General features: G+C 66.3%; 8 protein-coding genes. All 8 read left to right on the forward strand.

The window, feature by feature from the left end; all coding sequences use genetic code 11:
* Positions 1-161 precede the first annotated feature (161 nt).
* The 8 genes from CAP13_RS06215 to ybaK all read left to right on the forward strand — a co-directional run bounded on the left by CAP13_RS06215 (position 162) and on the right by ybaK (position 7,133).
* Entirely contained in the window at positions 162-842 is a 681-nt protein-coding gene (locus tag CAP13_RS06215; RefSeq protein WP_085830777.1) for a YoaK family protein, read from the forward strand.
* Between the two features lie 748 nt (positions 843-1,590).
* On the forward strand, positions 1,591-1,995 hold the full coding sequence (locus tag CAP13_RS06220; protein WP_085830698.1) for a GntR family transcriptional regulator: 405 nt from the start codon (positions 1,591-1,593) through the stop codon (positions 1,993-1,995).
* Positions 1,992-3,110 carry a DUF1648 domain-containing protein gene (locus tag CAP13_RS06225; protein WP_085830699.1) on the forward strand — a complete coding sequence of 373 codons (1,119 nt, stop codon included), beginning with the start codon at positions 1,992-1,994 and terminating at the stop codon, positions 3,108-3,110. Before CAP13_RS06220 ends, CAP13_RS06225 begins: the two co-directional genes overlap by 4 nt.
* A gap of 78 nt (positions 3,111-3,188) precedes the next feature.
* The gene (gene rnhA, locus CAP13_RS06230) at positions 3,189-3,677 is read left to right on the forward strand and encodes a ribonuclease HI (protein ID WP_085830700.1); all 489 of its coding nucleotides are present in this window, start codon (positions 3,189-3,191) and stop codon (positions 3,675-3,677) included.
* Between the two features lie 45 nt (positions 3,678-3,722).
* Positions 3,723-4,115, forward strand: a complete 393-nt coding sequence (locus CAP13_RS06235; protein ID WP_245798927.1) for an acylphosphatase — start codon at positions 3,723-3,725, stop codon at positions 4,113-4,115.
* A gap of 193 nt (positions 4,116-4,308) precedes the next feature.
* On the forward strand, positions 4,309-4,539 hold the full coding sequence (locus CAP13_RS06240) for a hypothetical protein (protein ID WP_085830701.1): 231 nt from the start codon (positions 4,309-4,311) through the stop codon (positions 4,537-4,539).
* A 453-nt stretch (positions 4,540-4,992) separates the two neighbouring features.
* On the forward strand, positions 4,993-6,315 hold the full coding sequence (locus CAP13_RS06245) for an O-acetylhomoserine aminocarboxypropyltransferase/cysteine synthase family protein (RefSeq protein ID WP_085830702.1): 1,323 nt from the start codon (positions 4,993-4,995) through the stop codon (positions 6,313-6,315).
* Between the two features lie 329 nt (positions 6,316-6,644).
* Positions 6,645-7,133 carry a Cys-tRNA(Pro) deacylase gene (gene ybaK / locus CAP13_RS06250; RefSeq protein ID WP_085830779.1) on the forward strand — a complete coding sequence of 163 codons (489 nt, stop codon included), beginning with the start codon at positions 6,645-6,647 and terminating at the stop codon, positions 7,131-7,133.
* Positions 7,134-7,217: the final 84 nt, after the last annotated feature.

Raw genomic sequence — 7,217 nt, forward strand, 5'->3', positions numbered from 1 at the left:
CTCCTTTTCGGTGGACAGGGCATCGCGGGGTGGCCCCGCGAACATGCTCATGTAAGTATATCCGTGCCGTCGCGACCGTTTTGCGGAGATCGGGCGAGCCCCAGGGGGTTGGGATAGGATGGGGACCGAGAGACATGGGATGGGAGACGCGGACGGGTCACATGGAGCGCGCGAAGCAGACGTCGGAATCGATAGAGCTGGGGATCCTCCTCGCATTGGCGGGGGGCTTCATGGACGTGTACTCCTACGTCGCGCGCGGCGGTGTCTTCGCGAACGCGCAGACGGGCAACATCCTGCTCGTGGGCGTTCACCTCTCTGAGGGTGATCCCGCCTCCTCCCTGCGCTACCTCCTGCCGGTCATCTCGTTCGCCGTGGGCATCGTCCTCGCCGACCTCGTCCGCGGCCGCTTCGACAACCTCCTGCACTGGCGGCAGGTGACGGTGCTCCTCGAGGCGCTCATCCTGGTCGTCGTGGGCCTGCTGCCCGGCACCGAGGACCTGCTCGCCAACTGCCTCACCTCCTTCGCCTGCGGCATGCAGGTCGAGAGCTTCCGCAAGATCCATGGGCACGGCATCGCGACCACCATGTGCATCGGGAACCTCCGCAGCGCCCTGCAGAGCGTGGACGACTACGCCAGCACGCATCGCCGTTCATCGTTGGAGAACGGCCTGCTCTACCTCGGCGTCATCTTCATCTTCGTCTGCGGTGCCGTGATTGGAAACTGGTGCGTGTCGCGCTTCGGTCTGCACGCCATCATCGGTGCGGCGGCCCTGCTCTTCGCAGCGTTTCTCGTCATGTTCGTGGACCGTGAGGGACGTGAGGAGCGGGCAGACTCCTGCTGACGGGTGCTGCCTTCGCGCGCGAGGGGAGCGCTCTGGGGCCGGTCGGCTCTCGCTGACTTGCATCTGGCCGCCTCCGCGCGAACGAGGGCGCCGCGCGTCTGCGTTCGCGAGATGGGGGCAAAACGTCATCTCGAGACTGTTCCGAAGGCAATTTGCCTGGAGACGCGGTCGAAAGTAGGTTTTCGGACTATTTCGAATCGGAGGGTCGGCGCACGGTGCGCCGAGGCGTGGCCACGCACATGGGACGGAAGCAGAACGTCATCTCGAGGCGGTCCCAAAGGGGATCCGCCTGGGAGCGCGTTCGAAAGTAGGCTATCGGGCCCTTGCGGGTCGGCGCACCGGATGCCGGGGCGCTGGGCATCGGGGTGCGGCGGCACGCTGGGAACCCGGGCGCGACCGCATGCATAAAACGGGGCCGAAATGTCTTCTCGAAGCGGCTTGACAGGCGATTTGCCTGGGAGCGCGGTCTAAAGTAGGTTTTCGGGCTCATGTGAACCAACGGCGTGGGTAGCAGGTGACGACGTGGGCGTCAGGTGCCGGTGTGAGGCGCAGGTGCCGGCGCGAGACAGCCGGCGCGAAGCAGCAGGCGCCGAAGCAGGGGCTGCTGACACCAAGGATCGGCATACGAGCCTTCCTCCGCGTATTCTGAATCTTTCCTATTATATTATATCTGTACTATAATAGATATATCAGAAATGATCCCGTGCATGCTGCAGGGCGAGCGATGCGGAGTCCAGGAGGCGAGGCCGTGTTTATTGAGATCGACCAGGCGGACAGCACACCGTTGTACCTGCAGTTGAGGAACCAGATCGTGGCTGCGATCGCGGCGGGCGAGCTCGAGCCAGGCGACAGCCTGCCGAGCGTGCGCTCCCTCGGCAGGGACCTCGGCATCAACCTTCATACCGTCAACAAGGCCTATGCGGTCCTGCGCGATGAGGGTTACCTGCTCATACGCGGGCGCGCCGGGGCTCAGGTCGCCGCCCCGTCCCGCGCGGGCGGGGAGCGGGGTGCCGCAGGCAAGCGTCTCGAGGACGGCCTCCTGCTGCTCGTTCAGGCGCATAAGGCCGCCGGCGGGGAACGGAGCGACTTCGAGGGGGCCGTGCGCGGGGTGCTTGATGACGTCTACCAGGCTGATAGGGGTGATATTCGATGAGCGTCTCCATGGTGCAGTCGATGTTCCTCGCGGTCCTCATCGCGGTGGTGGGCGCCACCGCGGCGATGACCCCGTGGCTCATGCCGGCGACCGAGTGCTTCGCCGTGACGGTGCCCGCTGCGAACGTCGTCGATCCTCGTCTGCACGGTCTCAAACGCCGCTACACGGTGCAGGTCCTCATCATCATAGTCGTCATCTGCGCCGCCATGGCGTTGCCGGCCGTGTTCTCATGGGATATGACGGCCGCCCTCGCGTACGGGATCGTCCTCGTCACCCTGTCCGTGGCGCTGCCCTTCTTCCTCATGCTCCGGTACCGCGGCCGCGTGCAGGAGATCAAGAGGTCGGAGGGCTGGCGTGCGACGGGCGCACGGAAGGTGGCGGCCCTCGGTGAGCGGGAGCTCCCGCGTCCCGCCTCGCTCCGCTGGGAGCTCACGCACCTTGCGGCAGCCGCCGTTGCGGCGATCATCGGCTGGCGGCTCCTGCCGCAGATGCCCGCGCGCGTGCCCATCCACTTCGACCTGACGGGGGCGGCCAACGGATGGGTCGAGCGCGGCCCGCTCGCGGCCCTCATGCCGGCCGGGATCGTCCTCCTCCTCGGCGTCTTTCTGGCCATGGCGCACCTCGCCATCGTGCGCTCGAAGCGCCCTGTCGTACCCGGTTCGCTTGCGACGAGCGCCTGGGCGTATGCGGTGTTTGCCCGCGCCCAGAGCCTCGTGCTGCTGGCCACCGGCGCGCTCTTGGACGTCTGCTTCATGCTGATCCCGTTGCAGATGGCGGGCATGATCCCGCTTGGCTCCTGGATCGCGTTGATCCTCCTTGCCGTCGCGGTGGCCCTTGTTCCCAGCGCGTGGATCTTCGTCAGCCTCGGGCAGAACGGCTCGCGGCTTGCGGGGCACATGGCCTCCCCCGATGCCGAGGCCGGCATCCCGGTGGACGACGACCGTTTCTGGCATGCGGGCGTTTTCTACGCGAACGCCGCCGACCCCGCCGTCGTGGTTCCCAAGCGCTTCGGCGCGGGTTGGACGGTGAACTTCGCCCGGCCGGCCACCTGGGCCATCATCGCCGCGCTGGTGTTGCTCATCGCGGCTGTCATGGTGATCTCCCTCGCCCAGTAGCCGTGCCCGGCGCATACGGTACCGGCGCCCGCATGCGCTAGAATGGGCTCTCCTGCAGGCTGTCGGACGAGGAGATCCATGAAGGTCGAGGCATACACCGACGGAGCGGCCCGCGGCAATCCGGGACCCGGCGGCTACGGGGCGGTCCTCACCTACGTCGCCCCCTCGGGGAAGCGCCATACGCTCGAGCTCTCCGGAGGCTTCGAGCGCACGACCAACAACCGGATGGAGATCCTGGGGGTCGTCGCCGCCCTGGAGGCCCTGACGCGCCCCTGCGAGGTCTGTATCCACTCGGACTCCCAGTACGTGGTGAAGGCCTTCAACGACCATTGGGTCGAGGGCTGGATCCGGCGCGGCTGGAAGACGGCCGGCAAGAAGCCCGTGAAAAACGTCGACCTCTGGCGCCGGCTCCTCGCGGCCAAGGAGCCGCATGAGGTGCGTTTCGTCTGGGTCAAGGGGCACGCCGGGAACCCGTTGAACGAGCGCTGCGACGAGCTCGCCACCCACGCGGCCGATCACGGTCCGCGCGAGGTCGATCGGGGCTTCGAGGAGGGCGCGGCGGGCTGAGGCTTGATCACGCGCCTTGCGCGGATGTGTCCAAGGAGGTTGACCATGGGTTTTCTTGATCGCTTCAAAGCCGGGTTCGGCATGGGCGAGCCCGGCTCCGGACTCCACCTGAGCGCCGAGGAGAAACGCCTGCGCTCGGAGCTGTCCGAGCGCGATGGGCGGCTCGTCCGCTGCGCCCTGCTCTTCTCCGGCACGGTCCAGGGTGTCGGGTTCCGGTGGACGAACCAGGCGCTTGCACGCAAGCACGGCCTTTCGGGTTGGGTGCGAAACCTCGATGACGGCCGGGTCTCGATGGAGATCCAGGGTCCCGCCTCGGATATCGCAGGGCACCTCGACCGTGTGCACGCGTACTACCAGCGTTTCGGCAACCGGGTGGTCCTCGATGAGGCGCGAATCCTCGACACCGTATCCGAGGATGATTTCGCCGTACGGGTATGAGGGCGCCGCACCTGCTGACGAGTGCGCGTGAACCAGGGGTGGTGTATCCCCGTGGGGCGTGGTCAGGGGAGAGCAGATCCTCCAGGCCGCCCTCGCAGTGCGTTTGATTTTGATATGCGCGTGCGGGACCAGGTGCGCGTGGCGCCTATGCTATAAGTTAGGTCCGTATAACAGATACGGACAAGGAGGACGTGTGGGAAAAGCGCATGTCAAGATCTGCCCGAAGTGCTCGGGCATCAAGGCGAAGGCCCTCGTCGAGGCGGGCGTCGCAAAATCGGAGATAGCGACGGGCTGCAACGGCGGTTGTCTGAAGAAGCATCCCGAGCTGCGTGATCGAGTCGCCGCGCGTGTGGACGGCAAGCTCGTATCCGCGAAGAGCGAGAAGAAGCTGGCGAAGAAGGTCGCCGAGGCGCTCTCGGCGTAAGGGGTCGGGGCGGCCTCTCTGTATCTGGCTGTCCCAGTTGGCGCTCTGTTTCGCACACCGGCCCCGTCAAGGTCGCGCGGGTGAATGCGCTGCTCATGGGGGAGGCCTGCCGGCCTGATAGGTGGTCATCTGCCCGGTTGTGTTTCCGCTTCGAAACCCTGCGGTAATCTACCGGTAACACGGTGGGAGCGCCCGTTGACGCCTGATCCGCAGTCATATACGGTATTCCCCGTAGTCAAATGGGTTTAACCGCGAACCGGAACAGGAGGCCGCCATGCAGTTCACGCTCATGTCCATGATGCGAATGCCGAGCTCTCGGCCTTACCACGCGGCACGCCTCGCCATGGAGGCGCACCGGTAGCATCGCGCGGCTCTTCGCCTGTGGATGCGGTATGGTCGGGAGACCCCTCCAACGACGTTCAGCATTCCATACAACCGGCAAAGGAGCCACCCATGAGCACGTTCACCAACAACCCCGAGCACACCTTCAAGTTCGACACCCTCCAGCTCCATGTGGGCCAGGAGGCGGCCGATCCCGCCACCGATGCGCGTGCGGTCCCCATCTACCAGACCACGAGCTACGTGTTCCGCAACTCGCAGCATGCAGCGGATCGTTTCGGCCTGGCGGACGCCGGCAACATCTACGGCCGCCTGACCAACTCCACCCAGGGCGTGCTCGAGGATCGCGTCGCGGCCCTCGAGGGCGGCGTGGCCGGTTTGGCGGTGGCCTCCGGCGCCGCCGCGATCACCCTCACCCTGCAGGCCCTCGCCCAGGCCGGCGACCATGTGGTCGCCCCGAAGACCATCTACGGCGGCACCTACAACCTCCCCGGGCCCACCCCCCCCCCGTTCTGCCCCGCGGCCCCCNTCGAGGCCACCTTCGTGAACGCGCACGATCTCGCCGAGGTCGAGGGTGCCATCCGCGAGAACACCAAGGCCATCTACCTCGAGACCCTCGGCAACCCCAACTCCGACATCCCGAACGTCGACGCCATCTCCGAGATCGCGGCCAAGCACGGCCTGCCGGTCGTCGTGGACAACACCTTCGGCACGCCCTATCTCTTCCGCCCGCTTGAGCACGGGGCGAACATCGTCGTGCACTCGGCCACCAAGTTCATCGGCGGCCACGGCTCGAGCCTCGGCGGCATCATCGTCGACGGCGGCACCTTCGATTGGAAGGCGAGCGGCAAGTACCCGCTGATCGCCGACGCCAACCCGAGCTACCATGGGGTCTCCTTCGTGGATGCCGTGGGTCCGGCCGCCTTCGCCACCTACGTCCGCGCCATCCTCCTGCGCGACGAGGGCCCCTGCATCTCGCCGTTCAACGCCTGGATCCTGCTGCAGGGCCTCGAGACGCTCTCACTGCGCCTCGATCGTCACGCCGAGAACACGAAGAAGGTCGTCAGTTACCTCGCCGAGAGCCCCTATGTGGCGAAGGTGAATCACCCGAGCCTGCCCGACCACCCCGATCATGAGCTCTACCAGCGCTACTTCCCGAACGGAGGCGCCTCGATCTTCACCTTCGAGATCAAGGGCGGCCAGGAGGCAGCCTGGAAGTTCATCGACCATCTGCAGGTCTTCTCGCTGCTCGCGAACGTGGCCGACGTCAAGAGCCTGGTGATCCACCCGGCCACGACCACCCATTCGCAGCTCACCGAAGCCGAGCTCGCCGACCAGGGCATCACCCCCTCGACGATTCGCCTCTCCATCGGTACTGAGGATGCCGACGACATCATCTGGGACCTCGACCAGGCCTTCAAGGCGCTCGACGCGTAAACGACTCCAGCGGAGTGGTGCCTCCGCGCGCGTATGCGTGGGAAAACGCACGTTACTCGTCGGTATCGGTTGAATCTGCCAGAGATCGCCACTGCGAGTAGGTTTTGAACCCATTTCCCGGCAGGGCGATGCCTAAGCGGCCCCTCGGTGCGACTCGGCGCCGAGGGGCCGCTTCCGTTCTCACGGCAGATGGAGGGTGCATGTGGCCTTGGCGGCATGAGCTAAGATGTTCCCATGCGCCCGGCCATCTGCCGCCCCAGCATGGTCCGGCCACCGGCAAGGGTGACCACGGCGCCCTGCCTCATAAGCGCCGTCGGATGGATGCGAGCATGGCCAAGGGATTGAAGAAAACGAACGCGATGCGCGAGCTCGAGCGCGCGGGCGTGTCCTTCATCCTGCACACCTACGAGGTGGACGAGTCGGATCTATCGGGGCTCCATGTGGCCGCGCAGCTGGGGGAGACCCCCGGCCAGGTGTTCAAGACGCTGGTCACCACGGCCCCTGACGGCAGCCACGCGGCCTGCTGCGTCCCCGTCGACCGCGAGCTCGACCTCAAGGCCGCGGCCCGCGCCTTCGGCGTGAAATCCCTCTCCATGCTGCATCTCTCTGAGCTGCTCCCGGTCACGGGCTACGTGCGCGGCGGCTGCTCCCCGGTGGGGATGAAGCGGCCCATGCCCGTCGTCATTGACGCGGCATGCGAGCGCTATGAGACGATCATGATCTCAGGCGGTCGTCGTGGCCTGCAGCTTGAGCTTGACCCCCGCGACCTCATCACCTTCTGCGACGCCATCGTCGCCGCTATAGCAACGGAGGAATAACGACCGTGCACGACTCCTCGCCGCGCCCCCAGGGCAGCCATTTCGCCCCGACCCCGCGCCCGGCGCCCCGCCCCACCGCGGTGC

This window comes from Collinsella vaginalis, assembly GCF_900176655.1.
GTDB classification, from domain to species: Bacteria; Actinomycetota; Coriobacteriia; order Coriobacteriales; family Coriobacteriaceae; genus Collinsella; species Collinsella vaginalis.

Bases quoted from the DNA above. Each gene is read 5' to 3' on its own strand.
- CAP13_RS06215 (WP_085830777.1), top strand. From the start codon at position 162: ATGGAGCGCGCGAAGCAGACGTCGGAATCGATAGAGCTGGGGATCCTC.
- CAP13_RS06225 (WP_085830699.1), top strand. From the start codon at position 1,992: ATGAGCGTCTCCATGGTGCAGTCGATGTTCCTCGCGGTCCTCATCGCG.
- rnhA (WP_085830700.1), top strand. From the start codon at position 3,189: ATGAAGGTCGAGGCATACACCGACGGAGCGGCCCGCGGCAATCCGGGA.
- CAP13_RS06235 (WP_245798927.1), top strand. From the start codon at position 3,723: ATGGGTTTTCTTGATCGCTTCAAAGCCGGGTTCGGCATGGGCGAGCCC.
- ybaK (WP_085830779.1), top strand. From the start codon at position 6,645: ATGGCCAAGGGATTGAAGAAAACGAACGCGATGCGCGAGCTCGAGCGC.